This window comes from Pseudomonas sp. BN411, from assembly GCF_029871235.1.
Classification (GTDB): Bacteria; Pseudomonadota; Gammaproteobacteria; order Pseudomonadales; family Pseudomonadaceae; genus Metapseudomonas.
This window is the reverse complement of sequence record NZ_SSOM01000061.1, coordinates 23,061-44,360: the sequence shown is the minus strand read 5'-3', so window position 1 is coordinate 44,360 and position 21,300 is coordinate 23,061. Positions and strand designations below refer to the sequence as shown.

General features: G+C 63.8%; 20 protein-coding genes, 2 tRNA genes and 1 pseudogene. 11 read left to right on the top strand and 12 right to left on the bottom strand.

What is annotated here, in order from left to right; genetic code table 11:
- Window positions 1-79: 79 nt before the first annotated feature.
- Window positions 80-1,021 (bottom strand): site-specific integrase, encoded by a 942-nt coding sequence (locus E8F06_RS09560; RefSeq protein ID WP_280360093.1) that lies wholly within the window; start codon window positions 1,019-1,021, stop codon window positions 80-82.
- A 181-nt stretch (window positions 1,022-1,202) separates the two neighbouring features.
- On the opposite strand from E8F06_RS09560, the pseudogene E8F06_RS09555 reads away from it, so the two are divergent.
- A pseudogene (locus tag E8F06_RS09555) lies at window positions 1,203-1,336 on the top strand (DNA-binding protein); the annotation flags it as partial.
- A 208-nt stretch (window positions 1,337-1,544) separates the two neighbouring features.
- Here the strand turns inward: E8F06_RS09555 and E8F06_RS09550 are convergent.
- The 3 genes from E8F06_RS09550 to E8F06_RS09540 form a co-directional block, all read right to left on the bottom strand.
- Window positions 1,545-3,371: an integrase arm-type DNA-binding domain-containing protein gene (locus E8F06_RS09550; RefSeq protein ID WP_280360092.1), complete on the bottom strand. Its 1,827-nt coding sequence runs from the start codon at window positions 3,369-3,371 to the stop codon at window positions 1,545-1,547.
- A 224-nt stretch (window positions 3,372-3,595) separates the two neighbouring features.
- A tRNA-Gly gene (locus E8F06_RS09545) sits at window positions 3,596-3,671 on the bottom strand.
- 5 nt (window positions 3,672-3,676) lie between these two features.
- Window positions 3,677-3,752 (bottom strand) — tRNA-Glu (locus E8F06_RS09540).
- Window positions 3,753-3,982: 230 nt separating this feature from the next.
- Between E8F06_RS09540 and E8F06_RS09535 the strand changes: the two genes are divergently transcribed.
- Together E8F06_RS09535 and E8F06_RS09530 are read left to right on the top strand one after the other, a co-directional pair.
- Complete coding sequence (locus E8F06_RS09535; RefSeq protein WP_280366528.1) at window positions 3,983-4,753, top strand: hypothetical protein; 771 nt, start codon at window positions 3,983-3,985, stop codon at window positions 4,751-4,753.
- A gap of 23 nt (window positions 4,754-4,776) precedes the next feature.
- On the top strand, window positions 4,777-5,439 hold the full coding sequence (locus E8F06_RS09530) for a glutathione S-transferase family protein (protein ID WP_280366526.1): 663 nt from the start codon (window positions 4,777-4,779) through the stop codon (window positions 5,437-5,439).
- 65 nt (window positions 5,440-5,504) lie between these two features.
- On the opposite strand, the gene E8F06_RS09525 is transcribed toward E8F06_RS09530, so the two are convergent.
- The gene (locus E8F06_RS09525; RefSeq protein ID WP_280366524.1) at window positions 5,505-5,987 is read right to left on the bottom strand and encodes a GAF domain-containing protein; all 483 of its coding nucleotides are present in this window, start codon (window positions 5,985-5,987) and stop codon (window positions 5,505-5,507) included.
- Window positions 5,984-6,874 (bottom strand): ATP-binding protein, encoded by an 891-nt coding sequence (locus tag E8F06_RS09520; protein WP_280366522.1) that lies wholly within the window; start codon window positions 6,872-6,874, stop codon window positions 5,984-5,986. The genes E8F06_RS09525 and E8F06_RS09520 overlap by 4 nt, the downstream gene beginning before the upstream one ends.
- A gap of 98 nt (window positions 6,875-6,972) precedes the next feature.
- On the opposite strand from E8F06_RS09520, the gene E8F06_RS09515 reads away from it, so the two are divergent.
- Complete coding sequence (locus E8F06_RS09515; protein WP_280366520.1) at window positions 6,973-9,300, top strand: response regulator; 2,328 nt, start codon at window positions 6,973-6,975, stop codon at window positions 9,298-9,300.
- Here the strand turns inward: E8F06_RS09515 and E8F06_RS09510 are convergent.
- From E8F06_RS09510 to msrB, 3 genes are all read right to left on the bottom strand, one after another.
- The gene (locus tag E8F06_RS09510) at window positions 9,281-9,748 is read right to left on the bottom strand and encodes a MarR family transcriptional regulator (protein WP_280366516.1); all 468 of its coding nucleotides are present in this window, start codon (window positions 9,746-9,748) and stop codon (window positions 9,281-9,283) included. The two genes, E8F06_RS09515 and E8F06_RS09510, sit on opposite strands and share 20 nt — an antisense overlap.
- A complete protein-coding gene (locus tag E8F06_RS09505) occupies window positions 9,745-10,230 on the bottom strand; it encodes a glutathione peroxidase (protein ID WP_280366515.1) in 486 nt (161 codons plus the stop codon). The genes E8F06_RS09510 and E8F06_RS09505 overlap by 4 nt, the downstream gene beginning before the upstream one ends.
- A 118-nt stretch (window positions 10,231-10,348) precedes the next feature.
- On the bottom strand, window positions 10,349-10,741 hold the full coding sequence (msrB, locus tag E8F06_RS09500) for a peptide-methionine (R)-S-oxide reductase MsrB (RefSeq protein WP_280366513.1): 393 nt from the start codon (window positions 10,739-10,741) through the stop codon (window positions 10,349-10,351).
- Between the two features lie 173 nt (window positions 10,742-10,914).
- Here msrB and E8F06_RS09495 point away from each other — a divergent pair, with 173 nt between their 5' ends.
- The 3 genes from E8F06_RS09495 to htpX all read left to right on the top strand — a co-directional run bounded on the left by E8F06_RS09495 (window position 10,915) and on the right by htpX (window position 13,546).
- Complete coding sequence (locus E8F06_RS09495) at window positions 10,915-12,126, top strand: pyridoxal phosphate-dependent aminotransferase (protein WP_280366512.1); 1,212 nt, start codon at window positions 10,915-10,917, stop codon at window positions 12,124-12,126.
- A 6-nt stretch (window positions 12,127-12,132) separates the two neighbouring features.
- The gene (locus tag E8F06_RS09490) at window positions 12,133-12,585 is read left to right on the top strand and encodes a hypothetical protein (RefSeq protein WP_280366510.1); all 453 of its coding nucleotides are present in this window, start codon (window positions 12,133-12,135) and stop codon (window positions 12,583-12,585) included.
- Between the two features lie 88 nt (window positions 12,586-12,673).
- On the top strand, window positions 12,674-13,546 hold the full coding sequence (htpX, locus tag E8F06_RS09485) for a protease HtpX (protein ID WP_280366508.1): 873 nt from the start codon (window positions 12,674-12,676) through the stop codon (window positions 13,544-13,546).
- Window positions 13,547-13,646: 100 nt separating this feature from the next.
- On the opposite strand, the gene E8F06_RS09480 is transcribed toward htpX, so the two are convergent.
- On the bottom strand, window positions 13,647-14,303 hold the full coding sequence (locus E8F06_RS09480; RefSeq protein WP_280366505.1) for a thiopurine S-methyltransferase: 657 nt from the start codon (window positions 14,301-14,303) through the stop codon (window positions 13,647-13,649).
- A 99-nt stretch (window positions 14,304-14,402) separates the two neighbouring features.
- Here E8F06_RS09480 and E8F06_RS09475 point away from each other — a divergent pair, with 99 nt between their 5' ends.
- The gene (locus tag E8F06_RS09475) at window positions 14,403-15,170 is read left to right on the top strand and encodes a class III extradiol ring-cleavage dioxygenase (protein ID WP_280366503.1); all 768 of its coding nucleotides are present in this window, start codon (window positions 14,403-14,405) and stop codon (window positions 15,168-15,170) included.
- Between the two features lie 188 nt (window positions 15,171-15,358).
- Here the strand turns inward: E8F06_RS09475 and E8F06_RS09470 are convergent, their stop codons facing one another.
- Window positions 15,359-17,035 (bottom strand): DEAD/DEAH box helicase, encoded by a 1,677-nt coding sequence (locus E8F06_RS09470; protein ID WP_280366501.1) that lies wholly within the window; start codon window positions 17,033-17,035, stop codon window positions 15,359-15,361.
- Between the two features lie 370 nt (window positions 17,036-17,405).
- Between E8F06_RS09470 and E8F06_RS09465 the strand changes: the two genes are divergently transcribed.
- Entirely contained in the window at window positions 17,406-18,197 is a 792-nt protein-coding gene (locus tag E8F06_RS09465; RefSeq protein WP_280366499.1) for a crotonase/enoyl-CoA hydratase family protein, read from the top strand.
- An 85-nt stretch (window positions 18,198-18,282) separates the two neighbouring features.
- On the opposite strand, the gene E8F06_RS09460 is transcribed toward E8F06_RS09465, so the two are convergent.
- On the bottom strand, window positions 18,283-19,029 hold the full coding sequence (locus E8F06_RS09460) for a spermidine synthase (protein ID WP_280366497.1): 747 nt from the start codon (window positions 19,027-19,029) through the stop codon (window positions 18,283-18,285).
- 167 nt (window positions 19,030-19,196) lie between these two features.
- On the opposite strand from E8F06_RS09460, the gene E8F06_RS09455 reads away from it, so the two are divergent.
- Both E8F06_RS09455 and E8F06_RS09450 read left to right on the top strand, forming a co-directional pair.
- A complete protein-coding gene (locus E8F06_RS09455) occupies window positions 19,197-20,531 on the top strand; it encodes an NAD(P)-binding domain-containing protein (RefSeq protein ID WP_280366494.1) in 1,335 nt (444 codons plus the stop codon).
- Window positions 20,528-21,250, top strand: a complete 723-nt coding sequence (locus E8F06_RS09450; RefSeq protein ID WP_280366492.1) for a sulfite exporter TauE/SafE family protein — start codon at window positions 20,528-20,530, stop codon at window positions 21,248-21,250. The genes E8F06_RS09455 and E8F06_RS09450 overlap by 4 nt, the downstream gene beginning before the upstream one ends.
- Window positions 21,251-21,300 lie beyond the last annotated feature (50 nt).

Genomic DNA, 21,300 nt, shown 5'->3' with positions numbered 1-21,300 from the left:
GCTCACCGCGCGAGTCCCGCTTGCCCCCTCGCCCACCGAGCAAGTCGGAGCAAACAACCGACGACGGGGCCATTCACGACTAGCGGCGCAGCTCGCCAAACGGCATCTCCGGCTCAACATAGCGCAAAGCGGCCTTGGCATCGCGCCAGCCGACGTAACTCATCAGCGCCTTGGCGCTCCACTGGTTGCGACTCGCCCAGGTCGCAAACCCGCGGCGCAGGGAGTGACTACTGAACCGGCTCCCCTCCAGGCCGCTGCGCACCAACACCCGGCGAAGGATCCGCGACACGCTGTAGGGATGCAGCCCGGTGTCGGCCAGATGCCCCCAGCGATCCAAGGCCCGAAACACCGGCCCTTGCTGTAACCCAGAGACCGCCAGCCAATCGAGATACGCCTCCACCGGGCACAAGCGCTTCAATGCGGGCACCGTGAACACTTGCCCCTGGTTGTCACGGTCCCCTTTGCTACTCGGCAGCAACAGCTCCAGGCCTTCCCCTGGACGCGCGTCAATGAATTCCACCCGCAGCCGGCACAGGTCATCGCTGCGGAAGGCCCGCCAGAAGCCGAGCAGAATCAGGGCGCGGTCGCGCCGGCAGCGCAATAGGTTGCCAGGTTCGAGCTGTTCCTGCGCCACTAGCCAGTCGATGCAGCATGTCAACTCGCTCAATTGCAGGGGCTCTGCCTGCCGCTCCAGCCGGGGGTGCAGGGCCTGGATGCCGCGCAGCACCTCCCGTACCTGCGGCGCCTTGGTCGGATCGGGAAAGCCCTGACTGAGGTGCCACTTGGCCAGGGCAGCGAGATTCGCCCGCAAGGTCGAGCTGGCCAGGGCAGCGAGATTCGCCCGCAAGGTCGAGCTGGCCAGGGTCTCGGCGTAATCCGCCAGATAGCGGGCAATGGCCTCACTGCTGGCGGGCAGGAAGCCACCCCAGGTTTCCTCGAAATGGGCGAGTGCCTGCTGATAGCGGCGCTCGGTGCTCTCGCGCCGCGCGGCCTGCCGGTAGCGATCGACCTTCTCCGTCACCGTCCCGCCCGCCTGCGTACTGGAAAAACTGCCCTTCCGCCCGTCCACCACCGCTGAGGTTTGAGAATGCCCGCTTCTCAAGAGCCAGTTCGTCTGGATCTATCGCCGTAATCCGGGGGCTGGCACAGCTGTACTTTCATACTCCATGTCACACCACGAAATCGTCGGAGTGACCAGCGCCATGGCGCGTAGCGGCATCAACAAGGCGTTAGTGCAGAAGGCCCGAAACGCACTCCTGGCACGCGGGGTGCGCCCAGCATTGACGCCGTGCGCATTGAACTGGGCAATACCGGCTCGAAAAGCACCATTCAACGCTGATACACCTCCTGTAGCCAACGGCCCAGGCCTGGGCGACGAAATAGTCAGCTTCATCTCCGGTCTTGCGGACCGGCTACGCCAGGAGGCGGAAGACTTCGGCGCGGCGGAGCGCGAAACGGTCGCGGGCCGACAGCAGGCATATCGCAGCCATCTCCGCGCTTGCTGATTCCGAGCAACCGATCTCGCTGCCCTACACAGAGGAAAACTACGCGACTTCCCCTACTGGGTATCTATCCCGAGCAAGATCACCGCTGACCATCTGGACTACCTCATGGAGATTCGCAAGCGAGACACCCTCAATGGCCGAACGCCCGCCCAATGAGCCCCGAGGCTGCAACAGCAGTTGATAGAGTCGCCACGAGTCGACACCCTCCGAACGCATCAGCACCGCGTGCACCAGCCTTTGCTTAAGCGGATCAAGCTGCCAGTCGGGAATCCGCTGGCCGCGATTGCCCATGCTCAAGGTCAGCAACTTGCCGGCCTTGATCTCGCGGTTGATCTGATCCCGAGATTTGCCGGCCAGCTTGGCGAACTGGACCACCGGCAAATTGTGAGGTGCCTCGTAGGTTTCGAGCATTTCCATACGCTCGCGCTGGACCTCCGAAACCACTGCCTCCGCCACTGAAACTGGCTCGAGCGGCATGGGCACCGCTGACAGGCGCTTGACCAACGCGCCCACCGTTGACGGCAGCAGGATCGGAGACGCACCCGACTCAATTGAATCCACAGCACCTTCGTACAGCACCGGCATGCCATCAATGCGGATAGTCAGGTGTGTGCTGGCAGCCTTGGCCTCTCCCTGCTCCAGCAGATCGAGCCGATCCGCCCAGTCCTGCATCATCTTCCGACGCGGCTCCACATACAGGGCGTGGTTGTAAGTTGCGCTGACCTTGTTGGGGTCCGCGTGCGAGAGCTGGGCATCCACCCAAATTCTGGGGTAGCCAATTTCGTTGAGCGCTGTGGAGAGCGTGCCACGAATGCCATGACCGGTGAGCAACCCCTCATAGCCCATGCGTTTGAGCGCTGCATTCAGCGTGTTCTCGCTGATGCACCTCTTTAGGTCCCCACGGTGAGCCAGCAGATGGCGCTGCGCAGGATTGACCCGCTCCAGCAAGTAGCGAACGATCTCGATTGCCTGGACAGATAGCGGCACGATGTAGGGTGGAATGTCCTGCGGCCTCTTTCCACGCTTGCGCATGCCGTCCTGCAGTTGCTTAACCACTTCCGGCGGGATGATCCACAAACCACGTTCCAGGTCGAATTGATCCGGGGTCGCCAGGCGCAATTCGCCGGTGCGCACGCCAGTTAGTAGCAACAAACGAAGCCCCAGTTGCGTGGTGATGCTGCCTCTATAACGGCGCATCTTGTGCAACAGCTCGGGCAACTCATGCAAGCGCAGGAACGGGTTATGAGCAACGGGTGGCTTGGGGGCTGCAACCACGTCCAGATCGGACGCAGGGTTAACTTCCAACCCTTCGACTTTCACCATGGCAAAGCGGAACAACTGCCGGAACCAGGTGCGCACCTTCTCCGCAGTTGTGAAGGCCCCGCGTTGCTCGACCTTGGCAAGTACGTCCAGCAGATGGGCACGGCGAATATCGAAGATGGTTACGGTGCCCAGGACGGGCAAAACATCCTTGTCGAAGACACGCTGGATTTGCGAGAGCGTGCTCTGCCGCCCCTCATTGAGCTCCAACTTGCGGTGTGCCAGCCACTGCAGATACACCGACTGGAAGTTGTTCTCCGTCGCCAAACGGACAGCCCGTAGCTTCTGCTTGCGGTCAATCTTGGGGTTGACCCCCTTCGCCAACTGGGCGCGAGCCTCATCGCGCAGCGCACGCGCTTCCCGGAGACTGACCTCCGGATAGGTGCCCAAGGACATCCGCTTCTGCTTGGCCGCCCAGTAGTATCTAAAGTGCCAGGACTTACCGCCCGTGGCAGACACCGCCAACGACAGGCCATCGAAGTCAGGAAGGGTATAGTCTTTGCCAATAGTCCGGGCCTGCCGGACAGCGACGTCTGTGAGTGCCATGATCGAGTTCCTGAACAGGAGTCAGGACCAGATGCTTGTCTCGCCGACCTCGCTCCTCCAGCAACAATCCGGAAACCACATCCCCCGTAAAGATGGACTTTAAAATGGACTTAAAAGCCCTGGCAGGGGGTAGATTTCAGAAGAATTCGCTGGAACGAAAAAGGGCCTTACGGCCCTTTTTTCAATGACTTACAGACCTCACTGGACATCTGTAGATCATAATTTGGAGCGGGAAACGAGACTCGAACTCGCGACCCCGACCTTGGCAAGGTCGTGCTCTACCAACTGAGCTATTCCCGCAATATTGGCGTCCCCTAGGGGACTCGAACCCCTGTTACCGCCGTGAAAGGGCGGTGTCCTAGGCCACTAGACGAAGGGGACGCGGCCCGGAACTTACAACAGCTTTCATGCTTTCTTCCGGCTTCTCAGCGTTGCCTGGGCATCGCGTCGAAGTGGCGCGCATTCTAGGGACGCCTCGAACACCCGTCAACCCCCTAACAAAAACTTTTTAAAATCAAAGACTTCTGCTCAAATTTTGATCCACCTCTATGAGCACGGAAGTCGAGCCTCTAAACTCAGCCCATTCTGACAAGAACCTCGGAGCCCTGCAGATGTCGCCACTCGTGATCACCCTGTTGATCGTTGTCGGTATCGTCATCCTTATTGTCATTGGCTACGTGAACCACATGGTGGAGAACAGCAAACTGGAGAAGGCCCGACTCAAGGCCGACCTCAGTGACCGCATCCGCCGCTGCGCCGACCTTTCCGAAACCCTCCCCGGCCAGATGGTTTCCCCCGCACTCAAGCTGCTGCTGACCCGACTGCAATTGCAGCTCGGTGAACGCCTGCTGCAGGTGGACAAGAATGACAACGCCCTCAAGACCCGCCTCGGGCAACTCCGCTCGCTGGTCGGCCAGGGCGAATCGATCCCGGTGAACAATCCGCCGCAGAAGATCGCCAACGAAGCCAAGGCCAAGGAAATCCGCTTCCAACTGGAAAGCCTCCACGGCCAGATCACCCGTGCCGCCCAGGATGGCCTGCTACCGGCCAACGAGGCCAAGAGTTGGGTGAAGGACATCCGCGACATGCTGGTCCAGCTGCACGTGGAGTTCTTCACCAACCTCGGCCTGCAGGCCCTGCAAGAGAACCAGCCGCGCCAGGCTCGCCTGGCCTTCGAGCGCGGTGTCCAGTACCTGCAGAAACAGCCCGACCCCGCCCACTACCAGAATCAGCTGCAACAGCTGAAAGCCCAGCTCGCCCGCGCCAACGCCCTGGTGCTGGAAAACGCCCAGCCGAGCGCTGACGAACCGAGTGAGCTGACTGAGGGTCTGAAGTCATTGGAAGACGAAGACACCTGGAAGAAGAAGAACATCTACGATTGACCCGCTCAGACGAGGACCTCCCGATGAGCCTGACCCTCTACGGCGCCCCGCTGTCTCCTTTCGTGCGCAAAGTGCGCCTCTACCTGCAGGAAAAGGGGCTGGAGTACCAGCTGGAAATCGTCTCGCCCTTCAGCCAGCCGAGCTGGTTCCGCGAGCTGAGCCCCCTGGGCCGCATTCCGGCCCTGCGTGACGGCGACGTGACCCTCGCCGACTCCAGCGTGATCTGCCAGTACCTGGAAGAGAAACACACCCAACTCGCCCCGCTTTACGGCCGTGACACCGAGGAGCGCGCACGGGTCCGCTGGCTGGAGAAGTATTGCGACTACGAAGTGGCCCCTCTGGCCACCTTCGGCGTGTTCCGCAACCGGACCCTGAAGCCATCCATGGGCCAGGCCTGTGACGAAGCCATCGTCCAGGCAGCCCTGGCGGACAAGCTGCCGCCCCACTTCGACTATCTGGAGAAGGCCCTGGGTACCGCCGAATACTTCGTCGGCGAGCGCCTGACCCTGGCCGACCTTGCCTTCGCCACCCAGATGATCAACATGGAGCACGGCGGCGAGCGTCTCGATGCCGGGCGCTGGCCGCACCTGGCAGCCCACTACGAACGCATGACCGCGCGGGAATCGGTGCAGGCCGTGCTGCCGGGCGAACAGAAGATCCTTGCTAAGCTGGCCGGCCGCGCCTGAGCCTGTTGCCACCGCCAACCCATGAAAAAGCCCGGACAAGTCCGGGCTTTTTCATTACCGCTCGATCAGCAGTCGGTCAGGCGCAGGTAGATCGACGCCAGCTGCTCGATGCCAGCCTGGTCCTCTGCGGTGAAGCGCGCCAGCTTGGGGCTGTCCAGGTCGAGCACACCGATCAGGCGGCCGTCCTTCACCAGCGGCACTACCAGTTCACTGTTGGACACGCTGTCGCAGGCGATGTGGCCGGGGAAGGCGTGCACGTCTTCCACCCGCTGGGTTTCCCGGGTGCGTGCCGCAGCGCCGCAGACACCCCTGCTGAAGGGGATGCGCACGCAAGCGACCTTGCCCTGGAACGGGCCGAGCACCAGCTCCTCGTTGCGATTGAGGTAGAAGCCGGCCCAGTTCAGGTCCGCCAGCTCGTTGAAGAGAAAGGCGGAGAACTGCGAGCTGTTGGCGATGAAATCGCGCTCATCGGCCAGCAGGGATTCCAGTTGGGCGGCCAGCAACGCATAGCCGGACAGGCCCGCGCCAGTCTGTTGCAGATCGATCATTTGGAAGACTCCAGCAAAGCGAGCCCGACCCAGTGGCGGGCGAATTGATAGGCGCAACGGCCATTGCGATTGCCGCGCCCCAGGGCCCAGCGGATCGCCAGTATTTCCAGCTCCTCGGTCCACTCCCATTTCAGGGCCGCCGGTTCGGCCAGCACGCCGATCCAGTGGCGCACCACGGCCAGGAAGTGGTCCTGGGTAAAGGGATAGAAGGACAACCAGAGGCCGAAGCGGTCGGACAGGGCGATCTTGTCTTCCACCGCTTCGTTGGGATGCAGTTCGCCGTCGACCATTTGCCAGTGCTCGTTGTCGCTCTGCTTCTCCGGCACCAGGTGGCGGCGGTTGGAGGTGGCGTAGAGCAGCACGTTGTCCGGGGCACGTTCCAGGGAGCCATCCAGCACGCTCTTGAGCACGCGGTAGTCGCCCTCGCCCGCCTCGAAGGACAGGTCATCGCAGAACAGCACGAAGCGCTGCGACAGGCCGGCCAGTTGCTCCACCACGCGCGGCAGGTCGGCCAGGTGGTCGCGCTCGATCTCGATCAGGCGCAGGCCGGCACCGGCGTGCTCGGCCAGCAGCGCGCGAACCAGGGAAGATTTACCGGTGCCCCGGGCGCCCCAGAGCAGCGCATGGTTGGCCGGCAGCCCGTCGACGAACTGGCGGGTGTTGCCAGCCAGCTGCTCACGCTGTTTGTCGACACCGATCAGGTCGGCGAGGGACAGGTCCAGGCTGATGTCCAGCGGTTGCAGGTATCCGCTGCGACCATCGCGATGCCAGCGTGCAGCCAGGCTCTTCTGCCAGTCGATTTCCGGTCGAGGTACGGGCAACAGGGGTTCGAGACGGGCCAGCACCGCATCGGCGCGCTCGAGAATCTCATACAGGCGGGAATCCACGTTCAACTCCTTCTTCAGCCGCAGCCATCAGGCGCTGCCGGCAGACGGGATAGGCTATGCTTGGCAAGCCCTCGGAACAAGGCCAAATCCCAAGCCCCATGGATATTCCGCTGACACAACGGCTGTCATTCAAGCAGGCCAGCCTCACGGTGCTGGTGGCGTTCCTCCTCGGCACCGTCCTCAGCGTCATCCAGGTAGCCAGCGACTATCTCAACGAAAACGCCTCGATCGACCGCGAGATCAAGGCGCTCCTTGAGATCGCCCACAGCCCGGCCGCGCGCATCGCCTACAACATCGACGCCGAACTGGCCCAGGAACTGGTCCTCGGCCTCTTGCGCTCGCCAGCGGTGATTCGCGCGGAGATCATCGACAACAACGGAGCGGTGCTGGCCAGCGTCAGCCGTCCGCGCACCGAAAGCGACTTCCGTATCTTCAGCGACTACCTGTTCGGTGAGCAGCGCGAGTTCGAGGACCCGCTCTATATCATCCACGCCCCCAACGAAACCCTCGGCGTCCTGCGCCTGGAAGTGGATACCTTCGCCTTCGGCAGCCACTTCCTGCGCCGCGCGATGATCACCCTGCTCAGCGGCTTCGTGCGCAGCCTGCTGCTGTCGCTGATCCTCCTGGTGCTCTTCTACAGCATGCTGACCAAGCCGCTGGTGGAGCTGATCCGCGGCCTCAGCGAGCGCGACCCGCGCGCCTCGCCAGATACCAAGCTACCCTGCCCGCCCGGCCACGAGCAGGACGAGATCGGCGTACTGGTGGAAGTGACGAACCGCCAGTTGGCCAGCCTGGCCACCGAAATGCAGCAGCGTCGCGAGGCAGACGAGCGCCTGAACCAGTACCTGGCCGAGCTGGAGAACATCGTGTCGGCGCGCACCGCCGAGCTGAAGGCCGCCAACAGCCGTCTCAGCCGCTACAACCAGGAACTGGAGGTGGCGCGCAGCACCGCGCTGGAAATGGCCAAGGCCCGCGCCGCCTTCCTCGCCAACATGAGCCACGAGATCCGCACGCCGCTCAATGGTCTGCTTGGGATGCTCGACCTGGCCCTGGACGGCCCACTGAACAACGAGCAGAGGCGCCAGCTGCAGATCGCCCACGACTCCGGCAGCGTGCTGGTGGAACTGCTCAACGACATTCTCGACCTCTCCAAATTCGAAGCCGGCCAACTGGAGCTGGAGCAAATCCCCTTCGACCTGGGCACGCTGCTGGAAGACACCGCCAACCTGCTGTCGCAGAACACGGCGCCCGGCGTCGAGCTGACCTGCCTGATCGACCCAAAACTGCCGTCACTGGTAGTGGGCGACCCGACGCGGGTGCGCCAGGTGATCAGCAACCTCCTGTCCAACGCCCTCAAGTTCACCCGATTCGGCCGCGTCGACCTGCATGCTGCACCCAGCCCGGGCGGCGTGCTGATCACGGTCCGGGACACTGGCATCGGCATCTCCGTCGAAGCCCTGCCCAAACTGTTCCAGCCCTTCTCGCAGGGCAGCGCCGGTATCACCCGACAATTCGGCGGCACGGGCCTTGGCCTGGCGCTGACGCGCCATCTGTGCGAAGCCATGCAGGGCCAGTTGGACGTGAAATCCCAGGAAGGCCTGGGAAGCCTGTTCAGTGCGGAATTGCCGCTGGTGGAGCACAGCCCGGCGGAATCGCGCGCGCCGATGCAGGGCAAGGTCATCGCCCTGTGCGGCGCCAAGAGCGGCCTGGCCGAGATGCTGGGGACCTGGTTGCCGCTGTGGGGGCTGGAATTCGAACGCCGCGACGCGGGCACCGACCTCAGCGGCGTGCACGCCGACCTGCTGATCAGCGACAACCCCGACTGCCTGGAAAACCTGCGTCGCACCGCCCATATGCCCATCCTGCTGGTCACCGGCTACGGCAGCTTCCTGCCGCCACCACGGGCGGCGACCCTGACACCCCTGCACCAACTGGCCCGCCCCCTGTCACGGGCGGCGTTGCACCAGGCCCTGCAGCGGGTGCTGCTGAAACTCCCGGATGAAACGCCAGCGGCAGCACCGGAAACCGCCGAACCGCAGCATCGCCATGCGCGGGTGCTGCTGGTGGAAGACAACGCGGTGAACCAGCTGGTGGCCAAGGGCATGCTGGCCAAGCTGGGCTGCGAAGTGCTGCTGGCGACCCACGGCGCCGAGGCCCTGAGCCGCCTGGAGCAATCGGCCGTCGACCTGGTGTTGATGGACTGCAACATGCCGGTGATGGATGGCTACGAAGCGACCCGGCGCATTCGCCAGAGTGGGCGCTGGCCGGACCTGCCGATCATCGCGCTGACCGCCAATGCCCTGCCGGACGAACGCGAACGCTGCCGCGCCGCCGGCATGGACGACTACCTGGCCAAGCCCTTCCGCCGCGAGGAACTGGTGGCGTTGCTCGACACTTGGCTGCCGGCTACTCAGGCAACCCGATGAGCTGACCCAGCAACTCGCCGAGGCGCGCGCGCAGTTCAGCCATTTCATTGAGGTCCAGACCGCTGGCGCAGATCAGCTCGTTGCGCAGCGGCATCACCTTGTCCCGCAGGGCAGCGCCCTCTTCCGTCAGCGCCAGGTGCACTTCACGCTCGTCATGGGCCGAGCGCTTGCGGCGCACCAACCCGAGCTGCTCCAGGCGTTTAAGCAACGGCGTGAGGGTGCCCGAATCCAGCAGCAGGCGCTCGCCCAGGGCCTTGACCGTGGGTTGTTCCGGCGCCCGTGCGTGCCACTCCCAGAGCACCAGCATGACCAGGTACTGCGGGTAGGTCAGGCCAAGGGGCTCCAGCAGCGGCCGGTAGCCACGAATCACCGCGCGGGACGCGGCGTAGAGCTTGAAACAGAGCTGGTTATCCAGCAGCAGCTCCGGCTCGATCGATGGCGTGTTCATTTCAGCAGGGCTTCGATCTCGGCGGTGATCTCTTCCGGCTTGGTGGTCGGCGCAAAGCGCTGGATGCGCTGGCCGTCCTGGCTGATCAGGAATTTGGTGAAGTTCCATTTGATGCCCTGGCTGCCCAGCAGGCCCGGTGCGCGCTTCTTCAGCTGCACGTAGAGCGGATGGGCCTGCGCGCCGTTCACGTCGATCTTCTTGAACAGCGGAAAGCTGACACCGAAGTTCAGTTCGCAGAACTCGCTGATGGCGCCTTCGTCACCCGGCTCCTGCTTGCCGAACTGGTTGCAGGGGAAGCCCAGCACCACCAGGCCCCGCTCCTTGTATTGCTGCCAGAGCTCTTCCAGGCCCTTGTACTGCGGGGTGAAGCCGCACTTGCTGGCGGTGTTGACCACCAGCAGGGCCTTGCCGCCGAAGTCCCCGAGGGTCTTCTGCTCGCCTTTGATGGTGGTGACGGGGATATCGAGGATCTTGTCGCTCATGGTCGGAACCTGTTCGGGGAATTTAGATCCAGAAAATAGCTCTCAATTAAATTGTGTGCAATTTAATTTCTCTATAAAAAGGCCCGCCTTTTGGCGGGCCTCATCAAAAGCCGCGCGCTTAACGCGGTTCGAGCTTCAGCGACACCGAGTTGATGCAATAACGCAGACCGGTGGGACGCGGGCCGTCCGGGAAGACATGGCCCAGATGGGCATCGCAGCGGGCACAGCGCACCTCGATACGGTGCATGCCGTGGCTGAAGTCCTCGCGCTCGGCAATGACGTCCTTGCCCACCGGCTGGAAGTAACTCGGCCAGCCGCTGCCGGAATCGTACTTGGCATCGGAGTCGAACAGCGCTTCACCGCAACAGGCGCAGTGGTAGATACCTGGCGTCTTGGTGGCGTAGTACTCGCCGGTGAAGGCACGCTCGGTGCCACCCAGACGGCAGACGTGGAACTGAGTATCGGAAAGCTCCTCACGCCAGCTTTCCAGGGGTTTCTCAAGCTTGTCCATGACAGTCCTCGGCAATGGTAAAAAAGCCCGATCCCGACCTTTTCGGGCCATCGGGCCGCACGTATCATGCGCGATTCATCAGACGCCAGTCTGGCAGTGGCGTTACAGGCTGCCAAGGCGCATCGATCCCCGTCGCCTCGCGCGACCCTTTTCACTCGGGACATCCACGCATCATGCAGGTCAGCAAATCGAACAAGCTCGCCAATGTCTGCTATGACATCCGCGGACCGGTGCTCAAGCACGCCAAACGCCTGGAAGAGGAAGGCCATCGCATCCTCAAGCTGAACATCGGCAATCCGGCGCCGTTCGGTTTCGAAGCTCCGGAGGAAATCCTCCAGGACGTGATTCGCAACCTGCCCACCGCCCAGGGCTACAGCGATTCCAAGGGCCTGTTCAGCGCGCGCAAGGCCGTGATGCAGTACTACCAGCAGAAGCAGGTGGAAGGCGTCGGCATCGAGGACATCTACCTCGGCAACGGCGTCTCCGAGCTGATCGTGATGGCCATGCAGGCCTTGCTGAACAATGGCGATGAGGTGCTGATCCCGGCGCCGGACTACCCGCTGTGGACCGCCTCCGTGGCCCTGGGTGGCGGCAAGCCGGTGCATTACCTATGCGACGAACAGGCCGGCTGGTTCCCCGACATTGCCGACATGAAGGCGAAGATCACCCCGAACACCAAGGCCCTGGTGCTGATCAACCCGAACAACCCCACTGGCGCGGTGTATTCCCGCGAAGTGCTGATGGACATCGTCGAACTGGCCCGCCAGCACAACCTGGTGCTGTTCTCCGACGAGATCTACGACAAGATCCTCTACGACGAGGCCCAGCACATCTCCACCGCCTCCCTCGCGCCGGACGTGCTCTGCCTGACCTTCAACGGCCTGTCCAAGTCCTATCGCGTGGCCGGCTTCCGTTCCGGCTGGGTGGCGATTTCCGGTCCCAAGCACAAGGCCCAGAGCTACATCGAAGGCCTGGATATCCTGGCCAACATGCGCCTGTGCGCCAACGTACCCAGCCAGCACGCCATCCAGACCGCACTCGGCGGCTACCAGAGCATCAACGACCTGGTCCTGCCCAACGGCCGCCTGCTGGAACAGCGCAACCGCGCCTGGGAACTGCTCAATGATATCCCCGGCGTCAGCTGCGTGAAGCCCATGGGCGCGCTCTACGCCTTCCCGAAGATCGACCCGAAGGTCTGCCCGATCCACAACGACGAGAAGTTCGTCCTCGACCTGCTGCTCTCCGAGAAGCTGCTGATCGTCCAGGGCACCGCCTTCAACTGGCCGTGGCCGGACCACTTCCGCGTGGTCACCCTGCCCCGCGTCGATGACCTCGAGCAGGCCATCGGCCGCATCGGCAACTTCCTCAAGTCGTATCGCCAGTAACGGCCAATGGACCTGCAGATCGACGACTTCTACAAGGACTGCGCCACCGGCCTGCTACAGCTGTATCAAGCCTTCCCGCGGCGCATTGCGCTCTATGTGGAAGACCTGATCGGCCCGTCCGAACCGGATGAGTTCGGCCTGCCCAGCAAGCGCCACGAAAGCTGCCTGGGCGCCCTGCTCTGGCTTGCCGACGAGGGCTACCTGCGCTTCGACAGCACCATCCATTTCGAAGCGCTGGATCAGGCGACCCTCACCGAGAAGGGCTTTCTGCGGATGTCCCGCGCGCTGCCTGGCGCGCTGGACAATCCCGAAACCCTGCCACCCAGCATCCTGCGGGTCCGCGCCAGCCTTGCGCAGCAACTGCGCGAGGCCTTGCGCAATGCCGACAGCGAACGCCTCGTACGCCTGACTCGACTAATCTTCGAGAGCAGTGCCGACGCCCTGGGCGACATAGTTTGAAATAGTCCCTGGTTGAATACGCCAGGGCCGCCCCTTATATACCCCCGCATACGAAACCGCTTTCCGCCGTGAGGAGACTGTTCCAATCATGATGCGCATTCTGTTGTTCCTGGCCACAAACCTTGCAGTCCTGGTGATTGCCAGCATCACCCTGAAGCTGCTGGGCGTAGACCGGTTCACCGGCCAGAACTACGGCAGCCTGCTGGTCTACTGCGCCGTGTTCGGCTTCGCCGGCTCTCTGATCTCGCTGTTCATCTCCAAGTGGATGGCGAAGATGAGCACCGGCACCGAGATCATCACCCAGCCCCGCACCCGCCATGAGCAATGGCTGCTGCAGACCGTCGAGCAACTGTCCCGCGACGCCGGCATCAAGATGCCGGAAGTGGGCATCTTCCCAGCCTACGAAGCGAACGCCTTCGCCACCGGCTGGAACAAGAACGATGCACTGGTGGCCGTGAGCCAGGGCCTGCTGGAGCGCTTCTCCCCCGATGAAGTGAAAGCCGTACTGGCCCACGAGATCGGCCACGTGGCCAACGGCGACATGGTCACCCTGTCGCTGATCCAGGGCGTGGTGAACACCTTCGTGATGTTCTTCGCGCGCATCTTCGGCAACTTCGTCGACAAGGTGATCCTGAAGAACGAAGAAGGCCCCGGCATCGGCTACTTCGTCGCGACCATCTTCGCTGAACTGGTCCTGGGCATCCTCGCCAGCATCATCGTCATGTGGTTCTCGCGCCGCCGCGAGTACCGCGCCGACGAAGCCGGCGCCAGCCTGGCCGGCACCAACGCCATGATCGGCGCCCTGCAGCGCCTGCGTGCCGAGCAAGGCGTACCGGTGCAGATGCCCGACAGCCTGACCGCCTTCGGCATCAACGGCGGCCTGAAGCACGGCCTCGCCGGCCTGCTGATGAGCCACCCGCCGCTGGAAGACCGCATCGAGGCCCTGCGCCGCCGCGGCTGAAACGAATCACACTGACTTGGGCGGCCAATTGGCCGCCCTTTTTTTGCCTGCTCCAAACCGTAGGTTGTGGCTGAGCTCAGCGAAGCCCAACAATTCGTCGCTATCTACGGCTCAAGCGGAACACCGGCTCGTGCAGGCTATCCAGCCCGCGAGAGGCGAACTTCCAGTTCTTCTCCAGCACGTCATTGCGCTCCAGCATCTCCACCTCCCAGCCTGCCTCCAGGTGCCTGCGCACTTCGCCTTCGGGCACCGAGAACGGCGGCCCTTCCAGGCGTACCTGCTCGTAGTCCAGGGTGACCAGCAAACCATCGCAACGGGCCGGCAGAATGCACTGCAAGTGCGCGACGTAGTCATCGCGCATGACCGGCGGCAGGGCGATCAACGCGGCGCGATCATAGAGCGCCTGGCATTGGGCGACGTCTGCCGCAGTGACGGCGAAGAAATCGCCCTGGAGAATTTCGACGGCACCTGCACTGTAGCGACGCAGCTCACCCTGCTGCGTCACTTCGGGCGTCAGCCCCTGTTCGGCGAAGAAATCCTGCACGGCGCGTTCGGCCAGCTCCACGCCCAGAATCCGGTGGCCCTGCCCCGCCAGCCAGAGCATATCCAGGGTCTTGCCGCAGAGCGGCACCAGCACCTGACAACCACGGGGCAGCGCTAGTTGCGGCCAGTAGCGTTCCAGATAGGGGTTTACGTCGCGCTGGTGGAATCCAATCTGATTCTCCGCCCAGCGCGACTGCCAGAATTGCTCATCCATGATGCCTCCATAAATTCGATCAAATAGCTCAAATAATTATGCTGGAAATCGATATATCCAGCCCGGATGATGCCGGAATCCTACCGGAGGAATTCCGAAATGCTACCCAGCCTCTACATCTCCCACGGCTCTCCCATGCTCGCCCTGGAGCCCGGTGAAAGCGGTCCGGCGCTCAAGGCCCTGGCCGACTCCCTGCCGCGTCCCAAGGCGATCCTGGTCGTTTCCGCCCACTGGGAGAGCAGTCAGCTACTGCTCAGCGGCAGCCCGCATCCGGAAACCTGGCACGACTTCTACGGCTTCCCACCGCCGCTCTACGCCGTGCAATACCCGGCACCCGGCGCACCGCAGCTGGCCGAGGAAATCGCCGGCCTGCTGACCGAAGCCGGCTTTCCTGCCGGGGTCGACCCGGAACGCCCATTCGACCATGGTACCTGGGTGCCGTTGACGCTGATGTACCCCGAGGCCGATATCCCGGTGGTCCAGCTGTCGCTACCCAGTCGCCTGGGCCCTGCATTCCAGACTCGCATCGGCCAGGCCCTGGCGAGCCTGCGGGAACGCGGCATCCTGCTGATCGGTTCGGGCAGCATCACCCACAACCTGGGCGAACTGAACTGGCGCGCCGGTCCCGACGTGGTCACCCCCTGGGCCAAGGAATTCCGCGACTGGATGGTGGAACACCTCGAGGCCAACGACGAAGCCGCCCTGCACGACTACCGCAGCCTCGCGCCCCACGCCGCGCGCAACCATCCACGGGACGAGCATCTGCTGCCGCTCTACTTCGCCCGCGGTGCCGGCAGCCGCTTCGGCCTGGTGCACAGCGGCTTCACCCTGGGGGCGCTGGGGATGGATATCTATCGATTCGACTGAGCAGCGATGCTCTTGTAGGGGCGAATTCATTCGCCATGCAGTCCGCAGGGCTGCCCTCAGCGTCGCCGGGGGCTGCTTCGCAACCCCTAGCGAATGAATTCGCCCCCACAAGGTCAACCATTCACTCGCCCGCCAGACACAAAAAAGCCCCGCAATTGCGGGGCTTTTTCGTTTTACAGCATCGCGCTTCAGTCTTCGCGGTAGCGGCGCAGCTTGAGCTGTTTGCCGGCCACGCGAGTGTCCTTCAGCTTGCCCAGCAGGCGGTCGAGGCCTTCTTCCGGCAGCTCGATCAGGCTGAAGGTTTCGCGAATCTGGATACGACCGATGGCCTCACGAGCGATACCGCCCTCGTTGAGGATGGCGCCCAGCAGGTTCTTCGCGGCGATACCGTCGCGGGTACCCAGCGCGGTACGGCAGCGTACACGGCCTTCGCCCAGCGGCATCGGCGCACGGCGCTCGCGGTATTCACCACGCTCGCTACGGTCAGCACCGTCACGCTCGCGGCGCTCGCGCGGCTGGAAGCTCGGCACCAGGGGCTGTTCGCGCTCCACGTCCGCCAGGTTCAGGGCCTGGCCATTGGTGGCACGCTGCAGCAGCGCGGCAGCCAGGGCACGCGGGGTGCAACCGATATCGGCCACCAGACGATCCAGCAGATCGCCGTACTTGGCATCGGCCTCGGCCACCAGCGGGGTGAGGCTGGTGTTCAGCTTCTTGATGCGCGCGTCCAGCACTTGCTGGGCGTTGGGCAGGCGCACTTCAGCGACCTTCTGACCGGTCACACGCTCGATCACCTGCAGCATGCGGCGCTCACGCGGGGTCACCAGCAGCAGCGCACGGCCATCGCGACCGGCACGGCCAGTACGGCCGATACGGTGCACATAGGATTCCGGGTCGTAGGGCATGTCCACGTTGAACACGTGGGTGATGCGCGGTACGTCAATACCGCGAGCAGCCACGTCGGTGGCGACCACGATGTCCAGACGGCCGTCCTTCAGCGACTCGATCACGCGCTCACGCTGGTTCTGGGCGATGTCGCCGTTCAGCGCAGCGGCCTTGTAGCCTTTGGCTTCCAGGGCACTGGCCAGATCCAGGGTGGCTTGCTTGGTGCGCACGAAGGCGATCAGCGCGTCGAATTCCTCGACTTCCAGCAGACGCAGGACAGCCGGGGTCTTCTGGTCGGCGTGGACCATCAGGTGGGCCTGCTCGATGCGCGCCACGGTCTGGGTCTTGGCAGCGATCTTGACGTGCTGCGGGTTACGCAGGTGGCGCTCGGCGATCGAGCGGATCGACGGCGGCAGGGTAGCGGAGAACAGCACGCTCTGGCGGCTTTCCGGGAGGGCTTCGAAGATCACTTCGAGGTCGTCCATGAAGCCGAGCTTGAGCATCTCGTCCGCTTCGTCCAGCACCAGCTGCTGCACGGTGGCGAGCATCTTGTCATCGCGACGCAGGTGGTCGCAGAGACGGCCGGGGGTCGCCACGATCACCTGGGCGCCCTGGCGCAGGGCCTTGAGCTGCGGACCCATGGGCGCGCCACCGTAGACGGCGACCACGTTCAGGCCCGGCATCTGCTTGGCGTAGGTTTCGAAAGCGGTAGCAACTTGCAGTGCGAGCTCGCGGGTCGGTGCCAGGATCAGCGCCTGCGGCTCTCGTTTGGCCGGATCGATGCGCGACAGGATCGGCAGCGCGAAGGCTGCAGTCTTGCCGGTACCGGTCTGGGCCTGGCCAATCATGTCGTGACCGGCAAGGATTACCGGAATCGACTGGGCCTGGATGGGGGACGGCTCTTCATAGCCGACCGCAGTGATTGCGGCCAGTACATTGGGATGAATGCCGAGCGCGGCAAAAGTGCCGATTTCCTGGGTCATGGGTCTGCCTCATGTGCATCCGCAAAGACCCTTGTTCCATAGCTGCACATGCCGTGAAGGACCTTGTGGGTCGCCCTGGCAGCCTGGTAGAGAATTTGCGTGATCGCTTTATTGGGAATGGATGAAACGTCAAGGGTAGCCCGCAGCGCGGACTTGCAGCCGAAGGCAAAGTGCCTCGGGAAAAAACGCAGTACTTGAACGGAGCCGTCAATTGGCCGGCGCGCATCATACAGGAAAAATCTTGCTCGCGTGCAGCTTTTTCGGCACCCCAGCTTCCTCTCCGCCAGACGGCGCGCGGCAATGGACAAGCCCATTTCGCGGGTCTATATCCCACCTGCCCTCCTGTCATTCCCACGAAGGAAAGCCATCCATGTCCACCAGTTCCGCCGGCCGCGTCAGTCGTGAAAAGCGCGGCCACATCATGCTGATCGGCCTTGACCGCACGACCAAGCGCAATGCCTTCGACCAGGCGATGCTGGACGACCTGGTCCTGGCATTGGGCGAGTACGAACGGGACGACAATGCGCGCTGCGCGCTGGTCTTCGCCCATGGCGAGCACTTCACCGCCGGGCTCGACCTGGCCAGCGTCGGGGAGGCCTTCAAACAGGGCTGGAAGATGCCGGCCGGCTCCGTGGACCCCTGGGGCACCTTCGGCGGCCCGCGTCCGACCAAGCCGCTGATGGTCGCCGTGCAGGGCTACTGCTACACCATCGGCATCGAACTCATGCTGGCGGCGGACATCAACCTCTGCGCCAGTACTACCCGCTTCGCGCAGTTGGAAGTGCAGCGCGGCATTTTCCCCTTCGGCGGCGCCACGCTGCGCCTGCACCAGATCGCCGGCTGGGGCAATGCCATGCGCTGGCTGCTCACGGGGGATGAGTTCGACGCGCACGAAGCCTATCGCCTGGGGCTGGTCCAGGAAGTGTTGCCGCCCGAAGACCTGCTACCCCGCGCCATCTGGCTGGCGGAACGGGTAGCCGCCCAGGCGCCACTGGGAGTCCGCGCCACACTGGCCTCCGCGCGCCAGACCCTCGACGAAGGCGAAAAGGCCGCGGCCGCCGCCCTGCCGGCCGAGGCCAAGCGCCTGCTGGAGTCCGAGGATGCCAAGGAAGGGCTGCGGGCCATGCTGGAACGGCGCGACGGGCACTTCAAAGGGAAATGACTGGCCCAACGCCTGATCGCTCCCATCGATGGGGCTGCTTCGCAGCCCTTGGCGAATGAATTCGCCCCCACAGGAAACCGCCCGACTAACTCGCCGGCCGCACGACATTCAGCAGCGATTGCAGCGAATAGCCCAGCACAGGGGCCAGTGCGTCGGCCCTGGCCTTGAGCGCGCCGAGGTCCAGTGTCTGTTCGAGGTCAGCCGGCACGAAGAGCACCACATTGCCCTCCTTCACCGGGCACTCCCAGTAATGGCGATGGAACAACCCGCGCAGCAGGGCGGCGCCAAGGGGCTTGCCGTCATCCGCCGCCCACTGGTTGATCACCAGCCAACCGCCAGGGCTGAGGCGCTTCTGGCAGGCTCCGAGGAAGTTCCAGGCCAGGTGGCCGACACCCGGCCCCTGGTCGGTATAGAGATCGACGAAGATCAGGTCCGCAGGCTCGGCGCTGTCGAGCAGCTCCAGGGCATCGCCGATGCGCACGTACAGCCGTGGGTCGTCGGTCAGCCCCAGGTACTCCATGGCCAGGCGCGGCACATCGGGGCGCAGCTCGATCACTTCCACGTCTTCCAGCGGCAGGAACTTCAGGCACGCCTGGGTCAGGGTGCCGGCGCCCAGACCGAGGAACAACGCGCTTTCCGGCGCATCGTGGCACAACGCGCCCAGCAGCATGGCGCGGGTGTAGTCGTATTCCAGCCAGGCCGGATCGGCCACGAAGACACAGCTTTGCTCCACCGCCTCGCCGAATTCGAGGATGCGATAGGGGCCGACTTCGTAGACGCGGATCACGCCGAAATCATCATGCACTTCCGCGAGCAGGCGCTCCTCGGACATCAAGTCATCACTCCTTCAAGGCCGGCGCTGACATTTCGCACCAACCCGGCGCTGCACCGGCGCCTATTGCCATTGAAGCCGGAGCCTGTGCTCCCGGCATAATCCGAACCGCGCGCCCCAGGGGCGAAAAACCGCACAAGAATAACAGCGCAGAGGTCGAATCCAGCATGTACGCCATCATCGGCGCGGGCCCCATGGGTCTGTGCAGTGCCCGCCAACTGCAGAAACATGGCATTCCCTTCGTCGGCTTCGAGCTGAATGGCGATGTCGGCGGACTGTGGGACATCGACAATCCCCACAGCACCATGTACGACTCGGCGCACCTGATCTCGTCGAAGCACACCACCGAGTTCAGCGAATTCCCCATGGATGCCGACGTGGCACCCTACCCGCATCACAGCGAAATGCGCCGCTACTTCCGCGACTACGCCCGGCATTTCGACCTCTACAAACACTTCCGCTTCAATACCCGCGTGCTGCACCTGGAACGCCTGGAGCGCGGCTGGAAGCTGATCACCGAGCAGGACGGCCAGCGTCGCGAAAGCCATTTCGACGGAGTGCTGATCGCCAATGGCACCTTGCACACACCCAATCGGCCCGACCTACCCGGCCACTTCGACGGTGAATTGCTGCACTCGGCCGAATATCGCTCGCCAGCCATGTTCGACGGCAAGCGGGTCCTGCTGGTGGGCTGCGGCAACTCGGCCTGCGACATCGCCGTCGACGCCGTGCATCGCGCCGCCTCGGTCGACCTCTCGGTGCGCCGTGGCTACTACTTCCTGCCCAAGTTCCTCCTCGGCCGCCCCACCGATACCTTCGGCGGCGCCGTGAAGCTCCCGCGTCGGCTCAAGCAACTGGTCGATGGCCTGCTGGTGCGCGCGCTGGTCGGCAAGCCTTCGCACTACGGCCTTCCCGACCCGGACTACAAGCTCTACGAATCCCACCCGGTGATGAACTCCCTGGTGCTCCACCACCTGGGTCATGGCGACATCAAGGCGCGTCCGGACATCACGCAGGTCGAAGGCCACCGCGTGACCTTCAGCGATGGCCGCCAGGCCGAATACGACCTGATCCTCCAGGCCACCGGCTACAAGCTGGACTATCCCTTCATCGACCGCGCCCAGCTGAACTGGCCCGAGCGCGCTGGCGCCCCGCAGCTCTACCTGAACATCTTCCATCCCGAGTACGACGACCTGTTCATGATGGGCATGGTCGAGGCTTCAGGCCTGGGCTGGCAGGGCCGCGCGGAACAGGCAGAACTGGTGGCCCTGTACATCCGCCAGCAGCAGGCCCGCAGTGCGCAGGCTGATCGCTTCCGTGCGCTCAAGGCCGAACGCGCCAGCCAGCGCCTCGATGGCGGTTACGCCTACCTGGAGCTGGAGCGCATGGCCTACTACGTGCACAAGGACAGCTACCGCAACCAGGTGAGGCAACACATCGCCGAGCTCAGCCAGGGCCTGGAAGGCGTCCAGCCCTTCGCCGGCGTCCCGGCCGGGACATGAGTGACGCCTGGCTCTGGCTAGCGCTGTTCATCCTCCTTGCCTACACCCTGGAAGCCATCACCGGTTTCGGCAGCACCATCGTCGCTCTATCGTTGGGCGCCCTGCTGCTGCCGATCCATGACCTGCTGCCGGTTCTCGTGCCGCTGAACATCCTCATGAGCGGCTTCCTCGCCTGGCGCAATCGCCGCCTGGTGCAGTGGCGCCTGCTGCTCGCCACCATCCTGCCCGGCATGCTCATCGGCACTTCGATCGGCTACGGCCTCCGGCCCTGGCTGGATGACGGTCTGATGAAGCTGGGCTTCGGCCTACTGATCCTCTGGTTCGCCCTGCGCGAATTGCTGCGCGGTGCGCCCCGTGGCCGTACGCCGGCCTGGATGACGCGCCTGCAGACCGGCGCGGCGGGCATCAGCCATGGTCTGTTCGCTTCCGGCGGCCCCCTGCTGGTCCATGCCTTGGCCGGCACCGCGCTGGACAAGGCACGCCTGCGCGCCACCCTGCTCTGCGTCTGGTTCGGCCTCAACAGCCTGCTGACCCTGGCCTACCTCTACGACGGCAGCCTGGCACCCGCGCTGCCGCGCATCGCCACCTATGCGCCGCTGCTCCTGGTCGGCGCGCTGGCCGGGGAGTACCTGCACCAGCGCCTGGCCGAAGCACATTTCCGCACCGCCATCCACCTGCTGCTCTGCCTCTGCGGTGTGCTCCTCTGCTGGCGCGCCTAGCGCCGCCTCGGGGCCTTTCGGTTACCATGGCTCATCTACCGCAAGCCGCC

What these genes read in the sequence shown, in the direction of transcription:
- E8F06_RS09490 (WP_280366510.1), top strand. Translation starts at nt 12,133, where the DNA reads ATGGACCTGCAGATCGACGACTTCTACAAGGACTGCGCCACCGGCCTG.
- E8F06_RS09470 (WP_280366501.1), bottom strand. Translation starts at nt 17,035, where the DNA reads ATGACCCAGGAAATCGGCACTTTTGCCGCGCTCGGCATTCATCCCAAT.
- E8F06_RS09450 (WP_280366492.1), top strand. Translation starts at nt 20,528, where the DNA reads ATGAGTGACGCCTGGCTCTGGCTAGCGCTGTTCATCCTCCTTGCCTAC.
- E8F06_RS09460 (WP_280366497.1), bottom strand. Translation starts at nt 19,029, where the DNA reads ATGTCCGAGGAGCGCCTGCTCGCGGAAGTGCATGATGATTTCGGCGTG.
- E8F06_RS09495 (WP_280366512.1), top strand. Translation starts at nt 10,915, where the DNA reads ATGCAGGTCAGCAAATCGAACAAGCTCGCCAATGTCTGCTATGACATC.
- msrB (WP_280366513.1), bottom strand. Translation starts at nt 10,741, where the DNA reads ATGGACAAGCTTGAGAAACCCCTGGAAAGCTGGCGTGAGGAGCTTTCC.
- E8F06_RS09455 (WP_280366494.1), top strand. Translation starts at nt 19,197, where the DNA reads ATGTACGCCATCATCGGCGCGGGCCCCATGGGTCTGTGCAGTGCCCGC.
- E8F06_RS09465 (WP_280366499.1), top strand. Translation starts at nt 17,406, where the DNA reads ATGTCCACCAGTTCCGCCGGCCGCGTCAGTCGTGAAAAGCGCGGCCAC.
- E8F06_RS09530 (WP_280366526.1), top strand. Translation starts at nt 4,777, where the DNA reads ATGAGCCTGACCCTCTACGGCGCCCCGCTGTCTCCTTTCGTGCGCAAA.
- E8F06_RS09510 (WP_280366516.1), bottom strand. Translation starts at nt 9,748, where the DNA reads ATGAACACGCCATCGATCGAGCCGGAGCTGCTGCTGGATAACCAGCTC.
- E8F06_RS09475 (WP_280366503.1), top strand. Translation starts at nt 14,403, where the DNA reads ATGCTACCCAGCCTCTACATCTCCCACGGCTCTCCCATGCTCGCCCTG.
- E8F06_RS09525 (WP_280366524.1), bottom strand. Translation starts at nt 5,987, where the DNA reads ATGATCGATCTGCAACAGACTGGCGCGGGCCTGTCCGGCTATGCGTTG.
- E8F06_RS09505 (WP_280366515.1), bottom strand. Translation starts at nt 10,230, where the DNA reads ATGAGCGACAAGATCCTCGATATCCCCGTCACCACCATCAAAGGCGAG.
- E8F06_RS09480 (WP_280366505.1), bottom strand. Translation starts at nt 14,303, where the DNA reads ATGGATGAGCAATTCTGGCAGTCGCGCTGGGCGGAGAATCAGATTGGA.
- E8F06_RS09535 (WP_280366528.1), top strand. Translation starts at nt 3,983, where the DNA reads ATGTCGCCACTCGTGATCACCCTGTTGATCGTTGTCGGTATCGTCATC.
- E8F06_RS09515 (WP_280366520.1), top strand. Translation starts at nt 6,973, where the DNA reads ATGGATATTCCGCTGACACAACGGCTGTCATTCAAGCAGGCCAGCCTC.
- htpX (WP_280366508.1), top strand. Translation starts at nt 12,674, where the DNA reads ATGATGCGCATTCTGTTGTTCCTGGCCACAAACCTTGCAGTCCTGGTG.
- E8F06_RS09550 (WP_280360092.1), bottom strand. Translation starts at nt 3,371, where the DNA reads ATGGCACTCACAGACGTCGCTGTCCGGCAGGCCCGGACTATTGGCAAA.